Origin of the sequence: Rhodospirillum centenum SW (assembly GCF_000016185.1) — a bacterium.
Classification (GTDB): Bacteria; Pseudomonadota; Alphaproteobacteria; order Azospirillales; family Azospirillaceae; genus Rhodocista; species Rhodocista centena.
In genome coordinates this window covers 3,575,620-3,596,100 of sequence record NC_011420.2, presented here as the reverse complement: position 1 = coordinate 3,596,100, position 20,481 = coordinate 3,575,620, and the positions used below count along the sequence as shown (strand labels likewise).

At 68.4% G+C, this 20,481-nt stretch carries 16 protein-coding genes; 8 read left to right on the top strand and 8 right to left on the bottom strand.

What is annotated here, in order from left to right; genetic code table 11:
* Window positions 1-153 precede the first annotated feature (153 nt).
* The 5 genes from RC1_RS20400 to RC1_RS16635 form a co-directional block, all read right to left on the bottom strand.
* Window positions 154-1,287: a Wadjet anti-phage system protein JetD domain-containing protein gene (locus RC1_RS20400; protein WP_012568617.1), complete on the bottom strand. Its 1,134-nt coding sequence runs from the start codon at window positions 1,285-1,287 to the stop codon at window positions 154-156.
* A 3-nt stretch (window positions 1,288-1,290) separates the two neighbouring features.
* On the bottom strand, window positions 1,291-4,740 hold the full coding sequence (locus tag RC1_RS16650) for an SbcC/MukB-like Walker B domain-containing protein (protein ID WP_012568616.1): 3,450 nt from the start codon (window positions 4,738-4,740) through the stop codon (window positions 1,291-1,293).
* Window positions 4,737-5,411, bottom strand: coding sequence for a DUF4194 domain-containing protein (locus RC1_RS16645; RefSeq protein WP_012568615.1), 675 nt, complete (start codon window positions 5,409-5,411; stop codon window positions 4,737-4,739). The genes RC1_RS16650 and RC1_RS16645 overlap by 4 nt, the downstream gene beginning before the upstream one ends.
* Before the next feature lie 19 nt (window positions 5,412-5,430).
* A complete protein-coding gene (locus tag RC1_RS16640) occupies window positions 5,431-6,942 on the bottom strand; it encodes a Wadjet anti-phage system protein JetA family protein (protein ID WP_012568614.1) in 1,512 nt (503 codons plus the stop codon).
* 368 nt (window positions 6,943-7,310) lie between these two features.
* On the bottom strand, window positions 7,311-9,176 hold the full coding sequence (locus RC1_RS16635) for a ribonucleoside-diphosphate reductase subunit alpha (protein WP_012568613.1): 1,866 nt from the start codon (window positions 9,174-9,176) through the stop codon (window positions 7,311-7,313).
* A gap of 258 nt (window positions 9,177-9,434) precedes the next feature.
* Here RC1_RS16635 and RC1_RS16630 point away from each other — a divergent pair, with 258 nt between their 5' ends.
* The 4 genes from RC1_RS16630 to RC1_RS16615 all read left to right on the top strand — a co-directional run bounded on the left by RC1_RS16630 (window position 9,435) and on the right by RC1_RS16615 (window position 13,585).
* Window positions 9,435-9,689 (top strand): type II toxin-antitoxin system prevent-host-death family antitoxin, encoded by a 255-nt coding sequence (locus RC1_RS16630; protein WP_012568611.1) that lies wholly within the window; start codon window positions 9,435-9,437, stop codon window positions 9,687-9,689.
* 9 nt (window positions 9,690-9,698) lie between these two features.
* The gene (locus tag RC1_RS16625; protein ID WP_041786759.1) at window positions 9,699-10,124 is read left to right on the top strand and encodes a hypothetical protein; all 426 of its coding nucleotides are present in this window, start codon (window positions 9,699-9,701) and stop codon (window positions 10,122-10,124) included.
* 112 nt (window positions 10,125-10,236) lie between these two features.
* Window positions 10,237-11,583, top strand: a complete 1,347-nt coding sequence (locus RC1_RS16620) for a CRTAC1 family protein (RefSeq protein ID WP_012568609.1) — start codon at window positions 10,237-10,239, stop codon at window positions 11,581-11,583.
* A gap of 130 nt (window positions 11,584-11,713) precedes the next feature.
* Entirely contained in the window at window positions 11,714-13,585 is a 1,872-nt protein-coding gene (locus tag RC1_RS16615) for a DUF885 domain-containing protein (protein ID WP_012568608.1), read from the top strand.
* Window positions 13,586-13,632: 47 nt separating this feature from the next.
* Here the strand turns inward: RC1_RS16615 and RC1_RS16610 are convergent, their stop codons facing one another.
* Window positions 13,633-14,466 (bottom strand): hypothetical protein, encoded by an 834-nt coding sequence (locus RC1_RS16610; protein WP_012568607.1) that lies wholly within the window; start codon window positions 14,464-14,466, stop codon window positions 13,633-13,635.
* Window positions 14,467-14,629: 163 nt separating this feature from the next.
* Here RC1_RS16610 and dgcA point away from each other — a divergent pair, with 163 nt between their 5' ends.
* Window positions 14,630-15,634, top strand: a complete 1,005-nt coding sequence (dgcA, locus tag RC1_RS16605; RefSeq protein WP_012568606.1) for an N-acetyl-D-Glu racemase DgcA — start codon at window positions 14,630-14,632, stop codon at window positions 15,632-15,634.
* A 15-nt stretch (window positions 15,635-15,649) separates the two neighbouring features.
* Here dgcA and RC1_RS16600 read toward each other — a convergent pair whose 3' ends face one another.
* Window positions 15,650-16,087 carry a hypothetical protein gene (locus tag RC1_RS16600; RefSeq protein ID WP_148213489.1) on the bottom strand — a complete coding sequence of 146 codons (438 nt, stop codon included), beginning with the start codon at window positions 16,085-16,087 and terminating at the stop codon, window positions 15,650-15,652.
* Window positions 16,084-16,449 (bottom strand): hypothetical protein, encoded by a 366-nt coding sequence (locus RC1_RS16595; protein WP_012568604.1) that lies wholly within the window; start codon window positions 16,447-16,449, stop codon window positions 16,084-16,086. Before RC1_RS16595 ends, RC1_RS16600 begins: the two co-directional genes overlap by 4 nt.
* Window positions 16,450-16,772: 323 nt before the next feature.
* Here RC1_RS16595 and RC1_RS16590 point away from each other — a divergent pair, with 323 nt between their 5' ends.
* The 3 genes from RC1_RS16590 (at window position 16,773) to RC1_RS20395 (ending at window position 20,470) form a co-directional block, all read left to right on the top strand.
* Window positions 16,773-17,519 carry an invasion associated locus B family protein gene (locus RC1_RS16590; RefSeq protein ID WP_012568603.1) on the top strand — a complete coding sequence of 249 codons (747 nt, stop codon included), beginning with the start codon at window positions 16,773-16,775 and terminating at the stop codon, window positions 17,517-17,519.
* A 63-nt stretch (window positions 17,520-17,582) separates the two neighbouring features.
* Window positions 17,583-18,347, top strand: a complete 765-nt coding sequence (locus RC1_RS16585; protein WP_012568602.1) for a metallophosphoesterase family protein — start codon at window positions 17,583-17,585, stop codon at window positions 18,345-18,347.
* 158 nt (window positions 18,348-18,505) lie between these two features.
* Window positions 18,506-20,470 (top strand): hybrid sensor histidine kinase/response regulator, encoded by a 1,965-nt coding sequence (locus RC1_RS20395; RefSeq protein WP_012568601.1) that lies wholly within the window; start codon window positions 18,506-18,508, stop codon window positions 20,468-20,470.
* The last annotated feature ends 11 nt before the right edge of the window (window positions 20,471-20,481 follow it).

Genomic DNA, 20,481 nt, shown 5'->3' with positions numbered 1-20,481 from the left:
AGACAGCATCGTGGCCATCGGGAATCGCAAGGAAAGAAAGCGCCAGCGCAAAGACAGCCAGGGGGCGCTCGACAAAGCTCAACTCGAAACCGTTTGGACGCGGGTGCCCAGCATCATCTTGTTCAGTACGGCCCGCGCCCTGGCGACACAAAGCTACGATGCGGAAGTGATGGCCAAAGGACTTTCCGGATCCAGTTGCTCCTGCTCCATCGGCAGGAAGGCAGGCTCGCCAAGCTGCGAGCAAAGCTCGGAAACGGCCGTGTCGCTCCACGCATCGACCCCCATCAGGTGAGGGCGCAACGGGCGACTGATGGACCGTGCGATGTACTGAAGAATCCGCACGCCGTCCGCATCGACATCTCCCCAATGGAAGAACGGCACATCGGCGGGCAGGAGCGCATCCATACGACGGATGGCCTTCAGCGTTGCAAGCGCAGGGAAGCCGCCGGAATACAAGATGATGCCGCCATCATCCACCTCCCGGACGTAACGGTTGAAGGACGCGAGGTTCTCGATAACCAGGAAATACCCTGGCCGGCCGACAATCACCAAAGTGTCCAGCCATTCCGGAGGCACTCCGACATAGGGCCGTCCGTCCAGCCGCGTGTCGCCGGACAGCGTCAGCGACCCGCGCAGCAGGACCGGCTGGGGGAACTTCTCGATGCCGAACGCTGCGAGAGCTTCGCGCGGAGGAGCGTCGGGAAGATCAAAGCGCTTGCGCAGAGCGCGTGCCAGACGTGGCAAGCCCAGCTCGGCCGCCTTGCTGTCGCCGCAGGCGCGTCGGGAGAAGGTACGCATGTCCACTCCGACATGCTCCCCGCGATCCACCGCACACAGGAGCCGAATGAAACCGGCCGCCGTTGCCACATCACCGGGCTCCAATCCCGGATACCCCTCGCGTCGAATGGCCCATGCGGCGGCGATTTCATCCACGATCTCACCGACCCAGGCGGGCAGAGGGCCGGTGAGGCGGCGGAGAACGTCGATCGCCCGAGCGGCTTCGTCCGTTGCAGGCACGCGGCCGAGATGAGCCGCAAGTTTCGTTGCGTCGGCAAGTGCCACAGAGCGGATCGAAGCGGGGCCGCTCGGCCGTCGTTCAAGGGCGATGTGCACGGCGCCGGCCTTCCCCGCCGCCGTCATCACGCGTTCGAAGCGCTCCAGTTCCTCGCCGGTGCGCATGCCTTCATAATCTGGATAAACACGGACGACGGTGCGCCCCGGCTCCCGCTCTATGGTCGACAGCATATGCTCCAGGGCGCCGACCGCATCGCGGAACCGCTTCGCCACGGCTCACGTCTCCGCCTGAGCGGCCATCATCCGCCGGAACCCGTCGAGGCCGAGGTTAGCCGGGTTCGCCTCGGCAAGATCCTGCCGGGTGCGTTCGCCCACCCCATACCAATCCACGTGGATCAGGTCCCCGTTGCGGAAGGTTTCGACGAAATACTCCAGGGTCTCGTAGAGCGTTGCCCGCTTCTCGAACGGCGCAGCCACGATGACCTGCAATCCCAGATTCTCGTAATAATCCATGCAGGCTTTCTGGTTCCTGCCATCGAGTTTGGAGAAGGCTTCGTCGAACACGGCAAGGCCGATCCCCTTCTCCTTTGCCACGTCACCTGCCGCCTTACCATGGTACGCAGCGGCAAGGGCGGTGCCGATGGCGATATAGAAAGGCACCTGCTGCTCGGCGCCGGATCCGGTACCCCGCCGGGTTTCCAGATCCACTTCGCGGTTCGTCTTGATGTCCTTCATGATGAGATTGAAGCTGTAATAGTGGCGATAGTCCTCGAAATCCGCCACATCTCGCTTCTCATCCAACAGCAGCTCCTGCACCATTTTCAGCGCGATGGCATGCGGGTGCGTGTCATCGGCCTGACTGTCGAACAGCAGCGCAAACACGGAATCGTCAACCCGAGAGGCTTCTACCAGCCTGATGATCGCCTGATAGGGCTCCACAGGATGGGCAACGAAGCGGTAGACCTCGTAGTGGAAGTCGTGCGCGCGCAACGTCCGGTTCATGTCCTCCAGAGCGGAGTGAAGGGCGTCGAACCGGCGTCGCAACTCATAGGCAAAGGAGTGTTGGAAGAAGTTACGAGAACGGTCCGCCGCAGCCTCCGCTTCCGCCTGATGGCGCACCAGATCGATCCCTTCGATGCGCGCGATACCCTGTTCGACCCAGGGGGCAATGTCGCGGAGGACCTGGGCCTGCTCCCGGGTGAACTCGTTCTTCAGCCCGAACTCCATATTGAAGGCCAGATAGCCATCAAAGATGCCAATTCTTACCGATTGGATCCGCTGGGCTGCGGCCTCGGCGTTGCGGCGGGCGAGATCCGCGGTCCGGGTGAGGTTTCCCTTCTGCGCCGCCACGGCCGCGCGATAGGCGGCGCGCGACGCCGGCCGATCGATCCGGTGGCGCACTGCCTGGAACTTCTGGCGGGCAAACTGGACGCTCAACTCAGAACCCACAGCATTTTCACCACCGCCAAGCGTCATACTGGCCGTGCTGATGCTCTGCGTAGCCCGCTCCTCGGCGCGGACGGCGTCCTCGATACCCTTGGTGTACAGGCGGATCTGCTGATCGATCTCCACCATGCGCGCCTTGAATTCGGGATTGATGTTCCGCTCCAGCGCGCGGATGTCCTCGGCAAGCGTGTCGAGCTTTTCCTTCAACCAAGTGTAACGGTCCAATGCGGCGATCAGGTCCGTGCCCCTGCCGACCGCCGCCGACAGCACCGTAAGACAGCCGGCCGCGGTGCGCAGGTCCTTTGCGCGGCCTTCCAGTTCCTCCAACTCCTCTTTGATCGCATTCCGCCGGCGTTCCAGGGCTGACAGCCCGATACGGCCAGCACCCGCGCCGATCTTGTAGCCTCCGGCAACCGCGCGCATCTCGACAACCAGACCATCGTCGTAGGTGCCGTCCTGCATCACGGCCCGGCCGGGGCGGTGCAGATCCTCGACCGAGTAGGCGAGCCTGACCCCGCCGATGCGACGAACGACGAACGCCATCGCCAGTGGATCGTCCGAGGCGAGCACGCCCGCCAAGGTTCCTGGTTCCGGCCGCCCCTCCGCCGGCGACAGCTTGCGGCTGTTCACCACGCGGCAGCCTCGCAGGCGGACACGGTTGTGCTGAAGGTAACGGATCGCATCCTCGACGTGGGCGTCCGCGACGATGACAGCCTCGCGGTCGCGTCCCAGCAGGGCTTCCACAGCATCGCGCCAACGGTCGTCCATCACACGCAGAAGGGTGCAGACGATGCGCGGTCGCCAGCCGAAGCCCTCCATCTCGGCCACCAGTCTCTCAACGGTGCTGTCGATAGCGATGCCGGTCGCCTCGATATCCTTGATCTGCCGGACCACTTCCCGCAGTTCCTGTTCCTTGAGGCCCTGAGCCTTGGTTTCCTCGTTGGCCGCCCTTTCGCAGGCATCGATCAACGGAGGGAGGCGGAGACGGGGGTCGTCGAGGGCGGTGGCCAGAGCCTGAGGATCGTTCGGCCAGACGGGCACCCGCGCCGGCCCGCCAGCTTGGCGCATCCGCTCCACGACCACGAAGGGCTCCCCGGGCATGGTTGGCAGAAGCATACGGAATTTCAGGGCATGGGCCCCCTGGTTGACCGCCTTTTGGATGGTCTCCAACTGCCCGACTGTCTCCTTCAACCGGGTTTCTGCAAGCGCCCGTTCGCTTTCGAGCTGGCGCCGCTGGGCACTGCCGCTCTGTGCAGCAATAGCGTCGCGCACCGTCCCAAGCTCGTTCCCGAGCTCCTCGCGCAGCGCCTCCAGCTGCGTTCTCGCCCGCTTGGCCTCCGCTTGATCGGCCAGGTTCTGATCGCGCCGACGACGTAGCGTGCGGTTCTCGACAAAGGCATGGTCCAACTGAGCCCGCGCGGCGATCCACTGCTCACGATCCTGGGCAAGGAGGTCGTCCTTGAACGTCGAAATGGCGCTGCGCAAAGCGTGCAGCCGAGCCAGCTTGGTCCGCGCCTCCTCGACCTGTTTGCGGAAGGAGTGGTAGGTGGCGATGGACTCGCGTAGTTGACCAATGCGGATCGGGGAATCTTCGAGAAGGTAGCGGCGCACGAAGTCTGTAGCCGAGGGGATCTGTTCGAAGGAAATCGCGTTGACAAACGCCTTCAGGAACTGATCGGTGTTGATGAAGCGGCCGCCGGTCGACAGGATCTTCATGTAGTCCTGCACGTATTTGCCCGGCTCGTTGCGATAGGTCAACAGAGTACCGCCCGCCTCGCTGCACAGGCGCTCCAGGTGCGGGCGCACCACGGCCCAGTCGCGCGGCTGTTCGGCACCGTCAGCGGACAGTTCCAGGAAATGGGTATGGCTCAGGCTGATCCCGTCGGCGATGAACTGTACCGGTGGCCGTTCGGCAGCCTCGTTCTGGCTCGCTTCCAGCGCGAGTCCGATCGAGGTCACGTGATGAGGCAGCCCAGTGTCCTGGAACACCAGATAGATGTATGTAAGCGCCTGTGAGCGCATTACCTGGTCAGGGCTAAGTCGGCCGAGACAGTAGGCTTGGACGGAGCGGAGGCTGCGCTTGCGGTTGCCGTCGGTTGCGCTCGCGTTGAGACGCAGATAGCGCCCGTTATTGCCCGTGACGACCACCTGGATGAGATCAAGGAGGGTCGACTTGCCGCTGCGGTTTTCGCCGATCACGCCGATGTCGCCGCTCACGTCTATGTCGGTCGCGGGCAGCAGATGCCAGTTGATCATGCCGATGCGGATGAGGTGCTTCACTCTTCCGTTCCTTCCTGTTCACCGTCGTCCTGCGGCGATCTGGTCCTCCGCTCCCGTGTAATCGCGCTCTCCGCTTCCGCGGCGAAGCGTTCGAGGAGATCGAGCGCGTTTCCGCCCACCAGCAGATGCAGCATCGGGCGAATCTCGATTTCGCGGTCGGCCGCTTCCGGATCCCAGTCGCCGAGCCAGACAAGGCCGCGCCGGTGGAATTCGCGTAGAGCATCCTCGAAGCGCGCCGAGATCAGGGCCTCCTTACGGTTACGACCTGCGATGTCGCGGTAGCGTTCGAGCACCTCATTGAGCGTGGTCTTCACCACCGCGCGGGCCTCCGCGGCGCCGCGGTTTGCCGCATCCTGCCAAGCGAGCGCCAGGATCAGCAGCACGATGGTCTTGTCCATCCGCATTTTCGGGAAAAGGTCCAGCTCGGGATCGGGTAGCAGGCCGACCCACTGTTCAGTTTCGCTGATCCGCAACTGATAGCCCAACGCATCGAACAGCGCTGTGAAATAGCTCCGGAAGCGCGGGCCTGTCACAATTTCATAGGCGTGGGTGGTGCCGCGGTCGCCGGCGAACAGGAACTGACGCTGGAGGAGTTGGTTGGCGACCTGCCGGACGTCGTCCACGACCCGGTCGCCGAAACGCACTTCTATGTCGACCAAATCCTTCAGCATGGTGATGGACCTCCAGCACTTACGCATCGTTGTCGATAGCTGTACCGGCGATCTTAGTGCGGATCAGGAAATTCTTGCAGCGAATCCATTCGTCATCCCGCCAAGCCCCCTCGGGGCATGGCAGGATTTCGTAATGCTGCGCGAACTCCGACGACGGCTTATAGCGGAGGCGGCGCAGCTGTTCGAAAACGAGGAAATCTTCAACGCCATTGATGGACAGCCATCGGGCTTCGCCGGTACAGCCTGGAGGCACCCGGCAGTCCAGAAAGCGCAATACACGGGCCGTCTCCACCACAAACAGATCATTGTAGTCACGAAGCAGGCGGCGGAAGGCGGCAAGGACGGGATCAAATTGCTGCCGCCGCACGGCGGTCGCCTCGACCGGTGGTTTGGGAGCCCGCGGCTGGGCCAGCAAGTGCGGAGCCCAGGGAGTCACCTCCGGCAGGACGAACCCTCTGGGCTGCCGGTCATCAAGCCATCCCATCATGCCGACCTCGCCGAGTCCGGTCAGGACCCGGTCGAGCCGTGCTGTCAGTCCGGTGACCCGCTGGGAATGGCGATGGTCACCCAGCTCAGCGTATTTCAAGACATTGCGCAGCCGTCCTTCCAGCCGTACCCGGTAGACGTTGATCCGGTCGTAGGTCTGGTCGACGTTGTCAAAGACATTGCGGATGGTGAAGAGGTCCTGATCGAGCTGCAACCCCGCTTCGCTTCGCGTAAGCGAAACCTCACCTTCGACATAGCCATCGATGATCTGGTCACGCAGGTATCCCTCGTCGCTGATGGCGTCGACGTAGCCGAGGATCTCATGCTTGAACCGGTAGGGATGGTTTGTCTTGTAGATGGACTCGAAGTCCTTGAGCACGAGCTTACCAATAAAATCCTGCACGAACGTGGCAAGGCGCTCGTTCAGGCTTTCCGACGCGAGAATGTCCCGCTCAATCGAGCGCAGACTTGACAACACCGCCCGCAGTTCACGGGAAAAGCGGACTGCCATCTCAGCCGCCTTGTTCAGGCCGACGGCATTGACGCGGCCATCGACATTGACTACTGCGGCAAGCGCATTTCGAATGGTGACAACCACGCCACGGAACGAGGTTGCCAGTCCTCTCTGGATCGCCGCCAGCCGCTCGGCCAAAAGCATCGCCGCAGGCGGCATGTCGACCGTGATCTTCAGGCCGTAACTCTCCTCTTCCAGCCATCCCGTATCGATGAGGCGGCCGTAAGCCCGATAGGCGCAGTCGAGGAGGAGGTCCTGCCGCCTGTCCTCGGGACGGGCGCGTCGGATCCGGCGCCCTGTGGTTCTCACATCGGCAACCCCGGACCAATCCTCCCCGTCGTCGGCCCAGAGTTCGGGCTGATTGCGCAGCAGATCGTAAATATAACCAACTACTTCCAGGCGATTGGGAAAGGTCACCGTGTCGCTGAAGAATCGCTCGAACAGGTCGGTAACAAGCTGCGCGTAGAGATGCCTGTTCGCACGACTGAACAGTAGGAAGGCATCTTCGTGAAGTTCCCCGAAGAGGCTCACCTCTACACCTCTATGAATACATTAAATTCCCACAAATCACCGTGACCGAATTTAAAAAATAGCAACGAGGGCACACGTCATATAAAACCACGACCACAGGGATCGTGTCGACAGTTTTATCAAAGCAAAACCAGATTTCCTTTAAAGGTAATATAAATTTTTGTATGAATAATTTATTTATGCAATAAATTTGCTACTATTTGTTGTTATTTGCCCCCCCCTTCCACATCGAAGCGCATCTGTTGCTCAAAAAAAGGACTGGCGGGCGCCATCCTCCATTACCATGGCATCCATTGGCGGACCGCCATCGTCCAGGTTCCTGCTCGCGGTCTGGATCGTGTGCGCGGCAGGATCAGCCGCCCCGCCCCTCACTGGCAGGCGAGGCATTCCTCGTACTTCGCCGGTTCCGGCGGCGTGTCGGGCTTCGCGGCGGCGGCCGGGCGGGATTCGCTTTCGGCGCGCTGCACGGAGAGCGAGCGCAGGTAGTAGAGGCTCTTCACGCCCTTCTTCCAGGCCTGGAAGTGGATCTGGTGCAGGTCGCGCTTGTGGACGTCCGCCGGCAGGAAGACGTTCAGCGACTGCGACTGGCAGATGAAGGGCGTGCGGTCGGCGGCGTGCTCGATCAGCCAGCGCTGGTCGATCTCGAAGGCGGTCCTGAACAGGTCCTTCTCGTCCTGGGACAGGAAGTCCAGATGCTGCACCGAGCCGCCGTTCAGGGTGATGGCCGACCAGGTGTCCTCGTCGTTGCGGCCGTGCCGCTCCAGCACCGCCTCCAGGTACTTGTTGCGGACCGACCAGCTCCCCGACAGGGTCTTGTGCGTGTAGGCGTTGGCCGCGATCGGCTCGATGCCGGGGCTGGCACCGCCGCAGATGATGGAGATGCTGGCCGTCGGCGCGATGGCGATCTTGTTGGAGAAGCGCTCCTTGCCGCCATACTCCGCGGCGTCGGGGCAGGGCCCGCGCTCCGCCCCCAGCGCAAGGCTGGCGGCATCGGCCTGGCGCTTGATGTGGGCGAAGATGCGCTTGTTCCACACCTTCGCCATCACGCCCTCGATCGGCACGCCCTGGCCTTGCAGGAAGCTGTGGAAGCCCATGACGCCGAGACCGACCGAGCGTTCACGCATGGCCGCGTACTTCGCCCGCGCCATCTCGTCCGGCGCCTTGGCGATGAAGTCGGTCAGCACGTTGTCGAGGAAGCGCAGCGTGTCCTCGATGAAGGTCGGGTGGTCCTGCCACTCCAGGAACGTCTCCAGGTTCAGAGACGACAGGCAGCAGACGGCCGTGCGCTGCTGGCCCCAGGGGTCGAGCCCCGTGGGCAGCGTGATCTCCGCGCAGAGGTTCGACATCTTCACCGTCAGCCCGGCCAGCTTGTGGTGCTCCGGGATGGCGCGGTTCACATGGTCGATGAACAGCAGATAGGGCTCGCCCGTCTCCACCCGCGCCGTCAGGATGCGGATCCAGAGCTGGCGGGCGGAGACGACGCGCAGGGTCGCGCCGTCCTTCGGGCTGACCAGCTTCCAGTCCTCGTCCGCCTCCACCGCGCGCATGAAGGCGTCGGGGATGACCACGCCGTGGTGCAGGTTCAGCGCCTTGCGGTTCGGGTCGCCGCCGGTGGGGCGGCGCATCTCCACGAACTCCTCGATCTCCGGGTGCCAGACCGGCAGGTAGCAGGCGGCCGAGCCGCGGCGCAGGGAGCCCTGGGAAATCGCCAGCGTCAGGCTGTCCATCACCCGGATGAAGGGGATGACGCCCGAGGTCTTGCCGTTGCCCTTCACCCGCTCCCCGATGGAGCGCAGGTTGCCCCAGTAGCTGCCGATGCCGCCGCCCTTGGCGGCCAGCCAGACATTCTCGTTCCAGAGGCCGACGATGCCCTCCAGGCTGTCCGACGCCTCGTTCAGGAAGCAGGAGATCGGCAGGCCCCGGTCGGTGCCGCCGTTGGACAGCACCGGCGTCGCCGGCATGAACCAGAGGCGCGAGATGTAGTCGTAGAGGCGCTGGGCGTGCGCCGTGTCGTCGGCGTAGTAGCTGGCGACGCGGGCGAACAGGTCCTGGTAGGACTCGCCCGGCAGCAGATAGCGGTCGTCCAGCGTGGCCTTGCCGAACGCCGTCAACAGGTTGTCCCGGGAATGATCCACAAGCACGGCCGGGTGCTTGGTCATCTGCACCCGGGCGAAAAGGCCGCCCGTTTCCGGCGTTCCCTGCTGCCGCACGTCCCCGATGTCGCCGTCGCGCATGACTCTGTCCCCGTTATCCCCAGCCCCGGTATGCCCGGTCTGTGGATAAGCCGGGCTTCACCACCACATCTAGAGGCGGCAAGCGGACATCGTACCAGATGTCGCACCCCTGCCAAGGGAAAACTGGTCGTTGGCCCCGGAGCGGGCCGGCCCGTCCGGTCGGACCATACCCGACCCGGAGTCGATGGTTGATCGCCACGGCCAGAACACGGATCATCCGGGGGATTGAGGCAACCTTCCAGCATCGGGATTCCAGCCATGCCCACCGTCGGCGTCCTCGAATTCCAGCGCAATATCGGCCAGTTCCAGCACGAAGCACGGCGCGAACCGGTGGAGATCACCCGGCACGGACGCCGCGAATATGTGCTGATGACGGCCGAGCACTATGACTGGCTGAAGGCCGCCGCGCAGCGGACGCATCGGACCGTCGATGTCGCCGACATCGTCCAGGCCGCGGTTGAGCGGGCCGAGATGGCCCCCGAACACCGACATCTGGATGATCTGCTGAAGTAGGTGGGGTCGGTGCGGCTCACCGACCCCAGACCCGGCCTGGTCGTCCGGTATGACTATCTCTGGACGCACGAAGCCGCCCGCGGGCAGGACCAGGGCAAGGACCGTCCGGCCTGTCTGGTGGCCGCCAGCGACAGTGCCACGCAACCGCGTTACGTTGTCCTGCTGCCTATCACGCATACACCACCCATGGGCGATACGGTCGGTGTCGAAATCCCGGCGAAGGTCAAGCAGGCGCTCGGCCTTGATGATGCACCGAGCTGGGTGATCGTGTCGGAGCACAACATCGACGAATGGCCCAACGGTGGGCTTGCGCCGGCCCCGGGCAAGGGTGAGTCGGTCGCCTACGGCTTCATCCCGCCGGGCCTGTTCGCGCGGATCAAGGCCGCATTCCTGGAACTGGCCCGGCAGAAGAAGAGCACCGCCGTGCGCCGCTGAGCGCCCCTTCTCCGCGCCGCCCCTGCGTGCCGGCCTCCGCCGGTCCGGCGTCTTGCCGGGACGCCGCCGCGGGGTGTATCGAATCAGGCATTTCCGCGGTCCGGAGGTCCGGATGTTCATCGCCTGCTCGAACCTGATCGCGCGCAACCCCGCCGGCCATGCCCAGGGTCTGGCGGTGGCCGACGTGGACGGCGACGGACGGGACGAGATCCTGGTGGCCGGCCAGCCGAACCGGGTGCTGAAATGGGACGGTCACGGCCTGGCGGACATGGCCGATCCCGTCCTGGCCGATCCCGAGCGCCGCGCCGTCGCCATCGCCTGCGCCGACCTGGACGGCGACGGGCGGGAGGAGGTCTATGTCCTGAACGGCGAGCCGGCGACCGGCGCGGCACCGGCGGCGGACCGGCTGTTCGCGTGGTTCGGCAGCCGCTGGATCGACCTCTGCGCCCTGCCGGAGAATCTGGGGGCCGCAAACCGCGACGGCGGCCGCGCCCTGGCCGTGCTGGACCGCAGCGGCGAGGGCCGCTACGGCGTGCTGGTGGCGGGGCGCGAGGGGGCGCTGCGGCTCTACGAGCTGGACCGGCGCGGCCGGCTGCACGACATGGCGGAGGAGGCCGGGCTGGACGTTCCGGTGGCGGCGACCTGCCTGCTGGCCGCCCCCCTGTTCGGGGAGGCGCCGGACGTGGTCGTCGGCGGAACGGGGCCGAACCTGCTGTTCCGCAACCTGGGGGACGGCGGCTTCGAGGAGATCGGCGGCAGCCACGGCGTCGCCGATCCGGGCTTCGCCGCCCGCGCCGCGGCCCTGCTGGACAGCGACGGCGACGGGCTGCTGGATCTGGTGGTGGCGAACGGGGACGGGCCGCACCGGCTGTTCCAGCGCCGGGCCGGGGGCGGCTTCGCCGACATCGCCCCGCCGGAGCTGGCCGAGCCCGGCCGGGTGCGGACAGTGATCGCCGCCGACTTCGACAATGACGGCCACGAGGAGCTGCTGGTCACCGTCCAGGGCGGGCCGAACCGGCTGTTCGCCTGGCGCGACGAGCGCTGGACCCGGATCGACCCGGGCGACGCCGCGGCCCCGCACGGCACCGCTGCCGTCGTGGCCGACCTGGACGGGGACGGGCAGCTTGAGCTGCTGCTGGGACCGGGCGGGGCGGGGCCGCACCCGCTGAGCCTGTTCCTGGCCGAACCGCGCGGCCACCACTGGCTGCGGGTGCGCCCCCTGACCCGCATGGGCGCCCCCGCCCGCGGGGCGGTGGTGCGGCTGACGGCGGGCGGGCGCACGCAGATCCGCGTCATCGACGGCGGCGGCACCTTCTGCCAGCGCGAGCCGGTGGCGCATTTCGGCCTGGGCGCCGCGACCCGGGTGGAGCGGCTGGAGGTGCGCTGGCCCGATGGCGCCGTTGTCCGGATCGACCAGCCGCAGACCTGCCGGATGCTGACCCTGCGCCATCCCGGCTGATCCCCTTCCCGGTCAGGCTCTTTCCGGCTCTGGCCGGCGTGACGACGCGGCCCTTGCCGGGCAGGGGCCGCCGCGCGACAGTGCCGCAAATGCGCCGGAGCCACCGGCGCGCAACGACGGACAGGGGCACATGAGCGTCAAGGGAATCCTGCTGGGCACGGCGGCGGTGCTGGGCATCGCCGCGGGCGCGGTCGTCTATGTGGCCGGCTGGGGCAAGCCGCCGACCATCGACTGGATGGTGGAGCGCCAGACCCTCTACCAGGTCCTGGACGACCCGGAGACGCTGACCTTCCTGGGGCTGGTGGACAACACCTGGCTGGACTTCCATTCCGGCCGGCTGACCGACCTGTCGCCCGAACGGTTCGAGGAATCAAAGGCCGACCTGCGCCGCTACCTGGAGCAGATCCGCAGCTACGCCCCGGAGACGCTGAACGGCCAGCAGGTGCTGACCCGCGCGGTGATGGAGTCGTTCTACGGCGATCTGGTCGCGCAGCAGGCGTTCGACTGGATGACGCCGGGCGGGCTCTATCCCGTCAACCAGCTTTCCGGCGCGCCGGTCAGCCTGCCGCAGTTCATGGAGGCGCAGCACCGTGTCATCGACCGGCGCAGCGCCGAACGCTATGTCGAGCGGCTGCGCGCCTTCGGCCCCAAATTCGACCAGCTTGCCCACTGGGTCCGCTTCCAGGCGGAGAAGGGTGTGATCCCGCCCGACTTCGTCGTCGCCCGGACCGCCGAGCAGATGGAGGCGTTCACCGCCAGCCCGGCGGTGGAGAACCCGCTGGTCGGCGGGCTGGCCGCCAAGCTGGAGAAGCTGACCGACCTGCCGGCGGCGGAGAAGGATGCCCTGGTGGCCGCGGCCGTGGAGGCGGTGGACACCGCCGTCTATCCCGGCTACCGCGCGCTGGCCCGGCTGTTCCGCGAGGAGCTGGCCCCGAAGGCGACGCACGACGCCGGCGTCTGGCACCAGCCGCGGGGCGAGGAATACTACGCCCTGATGGTGCGCAGCCAGACCACCACCGACCTGACCCCCGACGCCGTCCACGAACTGGGGCTGAAGGAGGTGGAGCGCATCACCACCGAGATGGACACCATCCTGCGCGGCCTGGGCCTGACGGAGGGCACGGCGGCCGAGCGGCTGACGGCGCTGTCGGCGGACCCGCGCTTCCGCTACGCCAACGACGCGGCCGGCCGCGAGGCGGCGCTCCGGGACGTGCGCGGCCTGACCGAAGCGGTGATGAAGAAGGCGCCGGACTGGTTCAACCTGCTGCCGAAGCAGCCGGTCGAGGTCTGGCGGGTGCCGGAGCACGCCGAAAAGTCCGCACCGGGCGGCTACTACAACCCGCCGGCCCTGGACGGCACGCGGCCGGGCATCTTCTACATCAACCTGGGCGACATGAACCGCTGGCCGCGCTGGAGCCTGCCGACCCTGACCTATCACGAGGCGGTGCCGGGCCATCACTTCCAGCTCGCCTGGGCGCAGACCATCGAGGGCGTGCCCACCTTCCGCCGCGTCTATCCCTTCAACGCCTATGCCGAGGGCTGGGCGCTCTACGCCGAGCGGCTGGCGCGGGAGATGGGGCTCTACGCCGACGATCCCTACGGCGACCTGGGGCGGTTGCAGTCGGAGATCTTCCGCGCGGCGCGGCTGGTGGTGGACACCGGGCTGCACCACAAGCGCTGGAGCCGGGAGCAGGCCATCGACTACATGGTCTCCGTCACCGGCATGGAGCCGGACGGCGTCCGCATCGAGGTCGAGCGCTACGTCGTCGATCCCGGACAGGCGCTGGCCTACAAGGTGGGCGAACTGAAGATCCTGGAGCTGCGCGAGCGGGCCAGGGCGGCGCTGGGCGACCGCTTCGACATCCGCGCCTTCCATGACGTGGTGCTGGGCAACGGCGGCCTGCCGCTGACCGTGCTGGAGCGGGTGGTGGACGACTGGATCGCCGCGACCCGCGCGCCCGCCGTCCCGGCAGGGGCGGCAGGAGCGGCGGCGGCCGGCTGACGGCTCTCGGGACCAGGGCGGGGCGACGGAGCGATGCCGGGGCGGGGTCAGTCCCGCTCCGGCGCCGCCGGGGCCGCCGGCGCCACCACGGCCTGCCAGAGCCGGGCCATGGAGACGGCGGTGGCGGAATAGGCGAGGAAGCTCAGGACCGGGCCGACCACGTTCAGCGCCAGCCCCAGGTCGAGCTGGAGGAACACCGTCCCGACGATGGCACCGGGCAGGGCGATCAGCCACAGCGTCAGCATGGCCGTGAGGGCCGCCTCCTTCGTCGTCCGCCAGGAGGGGCCGAGCGCGCCCGGCAGGCCCAGCGCCACGGGCGCCACCCCAGGCAGCAGCCGCCCGGTGATGTAGTAGGCGGGCAGGAGACCGATCAGCCCCCCGAGCACCGCCCCGAGCTGGGCCCCGGTGAGGGCCGCCTCCTCCCCCGCCAGCCCGAACAGGGCGGCGCCGAGGAAGAGGAAGGCATCACCCACCAGCACCAGCAGCAGCAGCGTCGGCATGGCGCACAGGCCGGCCAGCAGCGACCAGCCCAGGGTCCGCAGCTCCCGCCCACCCAGGCCGGGATCGAGGAATCCGCCCGTCCCGTCGCCCGTGACGGTCCAGCGCGACCAGCGCACGACCAGCCGGCCGTAGCTCCACAGCGCGGTCAGGATGGCCAGCAGGACGTACCCGGCATTGGTCGCCATCCAGGCTTCCATGACGGCCGGGTCCTCCGACTCGGGCATCGGGCGGGCGATCGACAGGAAGGCCCAGAGCCCCAGCGCCAGCACGGTCGGCAGGCCGCCGAACCGCAGCAGCCGGCCGGGATCGGCCAGAACGGCCGCATAGGCCAGCTTCGTCTCGGCCAGGGCCGCCGGCCAGACGGTTGCGAGCGCCGCCATTCAGTCCCCCTTTCACGCTTGCGCAGGCCAGAAGTGGGACGACGCGCCGCGGCAATCAACCATGCCGTCGCGCGGCCCCCTGGCGCATCTGGCCGCAGGACGTAGACTGGGGGCGTTCCCCCGTCCAGCCTTCGCTGAGCGATCCAGGAAGAGAACCGATCCGATGCCGTCGTCCGACGTGGTCCGCCGCCTGACCGTGCGCTGCGAGAGCTTTCCGATCCGCGGCACCTTCCGCATCGCCCGCGGCGCCAAGACGGAGGCGCGGGTGGTGGTGGCGGAGGTCTGCGACGGCGCCGTCACCGGCCGCGGCGAGTGCGTCCCCTATGCCCGCTACGGCGAGACGGTGGAGGGCGTGGCCGCGGCGCTGGAGGGGCTGGCCGGAGCCGTCGAAGCCGGGCTGGACCGGGCGGCGCTGCAACGGGCGCTGCCGCCGGGGGCGGCGCGCAACGCGCTGGACTGCGCGCTCTGGGACCTGGAGGCGAAGCGGACCGGCCTGCCGGTCTGGCAGCGCGCCGGCCTGGACGCGGCGCCCGGCCCCGTCACGACCGCCTTCACCCTGTCCATCGACGCGCCCGACGCCATGGCGCGGGCGGCGCGGGAGGCGTCGGACCGGCCGCTGCTGAAGCTGAAGCTGGCGGGCGACGGGCTGGACCTGGAGCGGGTGGCGGCGGTGCGGGAACATGCCCCGGCGTCGCGCCTGATCGTGGATGCCAACGAGGGCTGGACGCCACAGACGCTGCACCGCCTCGCGCCCGACTTCCACCGGCTGGGGGTGGAACTGATCGAGCAGCCCCTGCCCGCCGCGGACGACGACGCGCTGCTGGGCTACGAGAGCCCGGTGCCGTTGGGGGCGGACGAGTCCGTCCACGGGCTGGACAGCCTGGAGCGGCTGCGCGGCAAGTACCGGGTGGTGAACGTGAAGCTGGACAAGACCGGCGGCCTGACCGAGGCGCTGGCCCTGCGCGACGCCGCCCGGGCCGCCGGGCTGGAGGTGATGGTCGGCTGCATGGTGGCGACCTCGCTCGCCATGGCGCCGGCCCTCTTGCTGGCGCAGGGCGCGCGCTACGTGGACCTGGACGGGCCGCTGCTGCTGGCGCGCGACCGCGATCCCGGCCTGCGCTACGTCGGAGCGACGGTATCGCCCCCGGAGCCGGCCCTCTGGGGCTGATGCCGCCCGCGCCGGTCAGGTCACGACCAGGGAGACGATCAGCACCTCGGTCACGATGTCGCCCAGCACGTCGCGGGCGATCTCGGTCGCCCGCTGCTTCAGAAGCAGCGCCGTCTCCGCCCCCACCTTGCCGTCATTGCCGACGGCGAGGTTCCAGTTCTCCGCCAGCAGGAGCCCTTGCAGCCGGGGCTGCTGCGAGCGGGTGTAGTCGCGCCAGATATCGGCCTTGAGAACGATGTCCAGTTCCACCGTGGCAAGGCCGAAGGGGCCGCGCGCCGGCACCGGAATGGCGAAGGGCTGAAGCCGGAAATGGTTCTGCGGCGGCCGGTAGGGACCGCCCGCCCGGGCCGCACCCCCCGCCAGGAGCAGCGGCAGGGCCGCGAGCGCCCCCGCCAGCAAGGCCCGACGGCCGGGGGCCGGGCGTGCAGGGGCGGAACATGACCGGGCGCTCACGCCCCGTCCCCGCCATCGCCGCCCGCCTCGATCCGCTGCCAGCGGTACCAGGCCAGCCACAGCATCAGGAGGCCGACCAGCAGCGCCCCGTTCAGGAACAGCAGCACGGCCATGGCGCCCAGGCAGGCCACGGAGGTCACGTCCCACAGTTCGCGCTGGCCGCGGCGGACGAGCATGGTCCCCGCCGCCATGCTGGCCAGCACGGCGATGATGAAGGCCAGGAGCATCGCCCACAGGCCCTGGTCGGGCGGCAGGTCCGACGCCCGCACGATGGTGGCGGCGAGCACGCCGTCACCCAGAATCTTCAAGGCCACCGGCTGGATCGGGAACCCGGCCGGCGGCTGATCGTCCAGCACGCTCATGGTTCTCCTCTGGTCCGGTTCCGTCGTCCCGGTCCTGTCCCCGTGGACACCAACGGCCGAGGATGGAGACAAGTCCCCGAACGTCCCCTCCCCGAACGTCCCTCCCCGAACGCCCCCTCGTCGCGCGGCCCCCGCCCTGCGGGAAGCGCCGCGGAACCGATCCCGTCGATATGGGCCCGCCGGCCACGGGCCGCAACCTCTCCGACGGCCGGCGTGACCGCCCGGCCGGCGTCCATTGGTCGCGGCTGTGACCGTGGCGGTCCCGTTAACGGCCCGGCAAGGGACGCCGGGGAAGAGTCGGGGACGCCCCGACGGAGTACGCCATGCGCGTCCCCTTCCCCCGCCGCCCGGCCATGCCGGCGTTCCGCCCTGCGGCCCTGGCCATGATGCTGTGGCTGACGGCGATGCCGGCCGCCGCGACCGACGGTCCTGCCGCAAGGGACGGGAGCCGGCAGGAGCAGGCCCGCCAGGGGGTCTGGCACGCCACCTGCGACGGGCGTGGGGCGGCGCGGATCTGCAGCGTCACCGCCCGACACGCCTATGCCGACCACCGCGGCGGGCGCGGACGGGTCAGCATCACCCTGCGCCGCGACTCCGCCTGCACCAGCCTCCATGTCGGTTTCGACCGCGACATCGACGTGCGCCGGCCGGTGCTGCTCCAGGTGGATGACGGCCCTGTCCACGGCTTCCACACCGACCGGGAGCTGGGCGCGCTGGCCCGCGCCGTGGATGAGGGGCCGAGCGCCCCGCGGACGCCGATGGCACCGGCCTTCACCGCCTTCCTGGAGGAGGTGGCGACCGGGCGTCTCGCCCCCGGCACGGACGCCGCGAGCGAACTGGTGGCCCGCTTCGCCCTCCTGAAGGAGACGCGGCGGCTGGGCGTCGCCTGCCCCGGCACCGACAGGCTGCTGCCGGAGCTGCACCGGGGCCGGATGCTGCATCTGAGTTTCCATGTCCGCCGGGAGGAGGAGCCCGCCCCCTACCACTGGACGGTCTTCGACCGGCGCACGCTGAGCGTGCCCCTGGCGGGGCTGGACATCCTCTTGGACTCGCCGGCCCCCCTCCCCTAATCTGCGGACCGCGCCGCCCGTCCGGGGGAAGGGGCGGCCGGGCGGCAACGGGAGTGGACCTGCGTGATCGGTTCCTGGTTCCGGCGACAGACGGCGAAGCCGCCGCCGCGCATCGCAACGGTGCCGGAGGGCCAGCGCCTGTATGCCATCGGCGACATCCATGGCCGCGCCGATCTGCTGGACCGGCTGCTGGAGCGCATTCGCGCGGACGCCGCCGCGGCACCCGAGCTTCAGCACACGCTGGTGCTGCTGGGCGACTATGTGGATCGCGGCCTGGACTCAGCCGGGGTGGTGGAGCGGCTGGCCGGCGGGCCGCCGCCCGGATTCGGCATGATCTGCCTGAAGGGCAACCATGAGGATGCACTGCTGCGCTTCCTGGAGGACCCTGGCGTCGGGGTCGACTGGATGCGCTTCGGCGGTCTGGCCACCCTGATGAGCTACGGCGTGCGCCGGCGCGACGCCCTGCCCGAAACCGTCTGGCTGGAGGAGGCCCGACTCGGCCTGCGCGAAAGACTGCCGCGCCACCATCTGGCCTTCCTGACGACGCTGCGCACCCATGTCGCCGTCGGGGGCTACCTGTTCGTGCATGCCGGCATCCGGCCCGGCCGACCGCTGGACGACCAGGAGGAAGACGACATGCTGTGGATCAGGGACGCCTTCCTGGCCTCCAGCGCCGACCATGGCGCCCTGGTCGTGCACGGCCATTCGATCAGCGAGACCCCGGACGTGCAGCCGAACCGCATCGGCATCGACACCGGCGCCTACGTCACCGGCCGGCTCACGGCACTTGTCCTGGAAAAGTCGGACCGCCGCTTCATCGTGACCTGATAGGGTGTCTCGGAACCGGAGCCTCGGCCGAAAGCGCTATCGACTGCATAGACTATTACTTTCGACCGTGCCCCGAAAGCGGCTGTTTCCAATCGTTCCATTCAACTTTCTAATCCTTGCGGCCACCGGGTAACCGTCGTTCAGAAGAGTCCCCGACCTTGCTCAGTCTGTTTCGCGCCCTGATGCCCGCCAACCGCGTGAGCGCGTCCGAGGCGGAGGAACTCCAGCACGCGGTACGCGCCCTGCGTGCCTGGGAAGGCGCGCTGAGGGAAGCCGCGGGCGCCGGCCCGGTGGTCCTGTTCGTGCAGGACTGCGATCTGCGCTATCTCTGGGCCACCGACGGCGTGTCCCTGCATCCCGACGGCATGATCGGCCGCACCGACCATGACATTCCCCCCAGCCCCGACCAGCGCCTGCTGATCACGACAAAGCAGCGCGTGCTGAAGACGGGCACGGCGGAGCGACTGTCCTTCCCGCTCTCGGGACCGGAGGGGGGGCAGATCTTCGACCTGCGCCTGACGCCGATGCGGGCACCGGATGGTCGCGTCGTCGGGCTGACCGGCATCGGCATCGACGTGACCCACGAGCGCATGGCGGCCCGGGCGGCAGAACAGAGCGAGATGCGCCTGCGTCTGGCGCTGCGGGTGGCCCCGGTGACGATCTTCACCCAGGACCGCAACCTGCGGTACACCTGGGTCTACAATCTGCCAAAGGGCCTGCGGAACGAGGACTTCCTGGGCCGCACCGACCTGATGCTGGACCTGCCGGGCGTCGGTCTGGCGGAGATGTACGCCTTCAAGAAGCGTGTCCTGGAGAGCGGCCGCGGCGACCGTCAGACCTTCCGCATGCCGGCACGGGACGGGACGGACGATCACTGGACCGACATCGCCGTGGAACCGCAGCGGGAGAACGGCGTCATCGTCGGGCTGACCGGCATCGCCATCGACGTCACCGCGGACATGCGCCGCAAGGCCGAGGCGGAGGCCGCGAAGCTGGAGGCGGAGCGGGCGAACCGCGCCAAGTCGCGCTTCCTGGCCGCGGCCAGCCACGACCTGCGCCAGCCCTTCCAGGCCATGCGGCTGTTCCTGCACCTGCTGGAATCCCGCCTGGAGGACGCGACGCAGATCGACCTTGCCCACAAGCTGGGCGAATCGCTGGATTCGGGCGAGACCCTGCTGAACGCGCTGCTGGAGCTGTCGGCGCTGGAGGCGGCAACCGTCACGCCGTCGCTGGCCACCGTGCCGGTCGCCCCGATGCTGCGCCGGCTGGCGCAGGAGTTCGCGCCGCAGGCCGCGGTGAAGGGGCTGCGCCTGCGGGTGGTGCCGGCTTCCGTGGACATCCGCTCCGACCCGGTGCTGCTGGACCGCATGCTGCGCAACCTGCTGAGCAACGCCGTGCGCAACACGGCCGGCGGGGGGCTGCTGCTGGGCGCGCGGCGGCAGGACGGGCACCTGCGGCTGGAGGTCTGGGACACCGGCAGCGGCATCCCCGCGGAGAAGCAGCAGGCCATCTTCGAGGAATTCGTCCAGCTCGACGACGGTCCGCGCGACCGCCGCCAGGGGCTGGGGCTGGGGCTGGCCATCGTGCAGCGCACCGCGCAGCTGCTGGGCCACCGGGTCGGCGTGCGCTCCGTCCCCGGCAAGGGGTCCTGCTTCAGCGTGACGGTGCCGGTGGCGGCGGCTGTCGCGCCCGCCGCCGGCGGGGGCGGCGACGGGGAGGCGCAGGACGGCAGCCGCGGCATCGTCGTGGCCGTGGCCGAGGACGACCGGCTGCAACTGGCCGCCCTGGAGGCGATGCTGACCGACTGGGGGCTCCGGCCCGTTGCCGCCCCGGACGCGCCGGGGCTGCTGGCGGCACTGGAGCGGCTGGGCCGCGCCCCGGAACTGGTGATCTCCGACTACCGGCTGCCCGGCGGCGGCCTGGGCACGGACCTGATCGCCCAGGTGCGGACGCGCTTCGGCGCCGCGGTCCCCGGCATGCTGCTGACCGGCGACACCCACCCCGACCTGCTGGAGCAGGCCGGGCGGCTGGGCATCGCCATCGAGCACAAGCCGATCCACCCCAACCGCCTGCGCCGCACCATCGAGGCCGCCATCGGCACCGACCTGCGCCGGCGGGCATAGGGACCGGCGTA

Excerpts from the sequence above, each read along its gene's own strand:
- RC1_RS16645 (WP_012568615.1), bottom strand. The coding sequence starts at position 5,411 with ATGCTGAAGGATTTGGTCGACATAGAAGTGCGTTTCGGCGACCGGGTC.
- RC1_RS16590 (WP_012568603.1), top strand. The coding sequence starts at position 16,773 with ATGCGCGTCCCCTTCCCCCGCCGCCCGGCCATGCCGGCGTTCCGCCCT.
- RC1_RS16635 (WP_012568613.1), bottom strand. The coding sequence starts at position 9,176 with ATGCGCGACGGCGACATCGGGGACGTGCGGCAGCAGGGAACGCCGGAA.
- RC1_RS16615 (WP_012568608.1), top strand. The coding sequence starts at position 11,714 with ATGAGCGTCAAGGGAATCCTGCTGGGCACGGCGGCGGTGCTGGGCATC.
- dgcA (WP_012568606.1), top strand. The coding sequence starts at position 14,630 with ATGCCGTCGTCCGACGTGGTCCGCCGCCTGACCGTGCGCTGCGAGAGC.
- RC1_RS16595 (WP_012568604.1), bottom strand. The coding sequence starts at position 16,449 with ATGAGCGTGCTGGACGATCAGCCGCCGGCCGGGTTCCCGATCCAGCCG.
- RC1_RS16620 (WP_012568609.1), top strand. The coding sequence starts at position 10,237 with ATGTTCATCGCCTGCTCGAACCTGATCGCGCGCAACCCCGCCGGCCAT.
- RC1_RS16630 (WP_012568611.1), top strand. The coding sequence starts at position 9,435 with ATGCCCACCGTCGGCGTCCTCGAATTCCAGCGCAATATCGGCCAGTTC.
- RC1_RS16610 (WP_012568607.1), bottom strand. The coding sequence starts at position 14,466 with ATGGCGGCGCTCGCAACCGTCTGGCCGGCGGCCCTGGCCGAGACGAAG.